Origin of the sequence: Xenorhabdus sp. SGI240 (assembly GCF_040081915.1) — a bacterium.
Taxonomy (GTDB): Bacteria; Pseudomonadota; Gammaproteobacteria; order Enterobacterales; family Enterobacteriaceae; genus Xenorhabdus; species Xenorhabdus bakwenae.
This window is the reverse complement of sequence record NZ_JBEBMB010000174.1, coordinates 1-1,801: the sequence shown is the minus strand read 5'-3', so window position 1 is coordinate 1,801 and position 1,801 is coordinate 1. Positions and strand designations below refer to the sequence as shown.

1 protein-coding gene and 1 pseudogene are annotated in these 1,801 nt (G+C 40.1%); both read left to right on the top strand.

Annotated elements, in window-relative coordinates:
• Positions 1 to 196 (top strand): annotated as a pseudogene (locus tag ABLA76_RS18125) (single-stranded DNA-binding protein); the annotation flags it as partial.
• Between the two features lie 280 nt (positions 197 to 476).
• Positions 477 to 1,415 carry an Abi family protein gene (locus ABLA76_RS18120; RefSeq protein ID WP_348988973.1) on the top strand — a complete coding sequence of 313 codons (939 nt, stop codon included), beginning with the start codon at positions 477 to 479 and terminating at the stop codon, positions 1,413 to 1,415.
• The last annotated feature ends 386 nt before the right edge of the window (positions 1,416 to 1,801 follow it).

Genomic DNA, 1,801 nt, shown 5'->3' with positions numbered 1-1,801 from the left:
CACGATGCAGATGCTGGGAAGTCGTGGCGATGTAAAACAGGCGGCTACTCAGCAGGTGGGGCATAAGCCCGCACCGAAGCCACAGCCTTCTAAGCCCATCAGTAAGGAGAGAAAAAACACGCAAACGGCTCAACCTTCTGCTTTGCCGGAGGAGGAGAAAGAAGAGCTGGATTGGGCGGATGAGATCCCGTTTTGACGTGGTTTTTATCATCAACAAATTGCCCTGTTGCAACAGGGCTTCTTCATAAAATCGGTCAAAAAACGAATAAAAACCAAACCCTCAGAGTTTCTTGGTATTACGTGTTATACTAATGAATCAAAAGCATTTTTTAACATAAATAGCATTTTTTGTTAAAAAATAATACGGCACCTATGTATACTTAAGCACAAGTACACCTGCCACGCTGAGTCCCTTATCAGGGAATGCGCAAATTGGCGGGTTTTTTTTTACCTGAATTTTACTTTCCAGACACTTTATGACTACCCCTACGCAAAAGAAGATTTATCAAAAGCGTCCTGAAAATATTTCTTTTCTGATTAATAAGCTCCAGGAACGTGGCCTGATTATAAAAGATCGCAAAGTGGCAGAAAATGCCCTGACATTTATCGGCTATTACAGATTGCGGGGTTATTTTTATCCTTTTTACATTATGGATGATCAGCGTATACCACAACCGATTGAACCAAAGAATTTTGTTGCAGGAACGACGCTGGAAGATGTTATCCAGCTTTATGAATTTGATCGCAAACTACGTTTAATTATACTCGAGCAAATACAAAAAGTTGAAATAGGGTTGCGAACCTGTTTGTCTGAGCATATGAGTGGAAAATATGGTGCTCATTGGTTCATGAACTTATCTGTTTTGAGCAATGACTACCACTATGAAAACTTTTTTGGTCAAATTAATGAAGCCAAAGAAACGTTTATTGAACATTATAAGAAAAAATATCACACCCCGAAATATCCGCCTTCCTGGATGATTACAGAAACATTGAGCTTTGGTTCATGGTCGAAAATGTATAAATCGTTATTACCTGTTGACCAGAAAGCGATCGCACACAAGTTTAATGTTAAAAATTATGAAGTCATGGCGTCCTGGTTTCACACATTAAGCCATATTCGTAATCTCTGTGCACATCATAACCGTATCTGGAACCGATCTTTTCGTGCATTTCCGCCTAAAAAAGGCAGTGAATTAGAGCAACATATTATTAATCCATCCACGCTTTACAGTAGACTGGTTGTGTTGAAATATCTTTCAGATCAAGTGTCTTACAATGATGGACTTAAAACACAATTAACAGAATTGATGAAGGATAAACCCTGTTGTGTGAAATGGGAAAAGATGGGGTTTATTGATAATTGGGCTGGGACTCCACTTTGGCAGCAAGAGATGATATCGCCCTCTTCTTAGAATAAGTTAATGAGGATGCCGCCAGTGTTATGTGCAGTGATAAATGTATCCCATGTTGTGGAATGGTTTATTCAATTTAAGTGCTCTAATAACTTAATTTACTTATTAAACTTACCTGTTCGATTATTGAATTAGATAACTCAATCAGTTAAAGTAAAAAAGCTATCAGCAAAATCTGATAGTCAAGGCGTCGCGGCCTTGTTATGAGTAATCCACTGGTAGGATGTTTCTACCAGTGTGCCTGTGATCGCCCTTTCAATGGCGGTTCAGGCGGGGAAGGCTAACACCTTGCCGGTTGATTACTCCCGGTCCGCGAACCCTGCCTTGAATCGCCACCACCAATAATCAACAGAAGGGGACGCAGGTATGACTCACACTCGACAAGA

Bases quoted from the DNA above. Each gene is read 5' to 3' on its own strand.
- ABLA76_RS18120 (WP_348988973.1), top strand. From the start codon at position 477: ATGACTACCCCTACGCAAAAGAAGATTTATCAAAAGCGTCCTGAAAAT.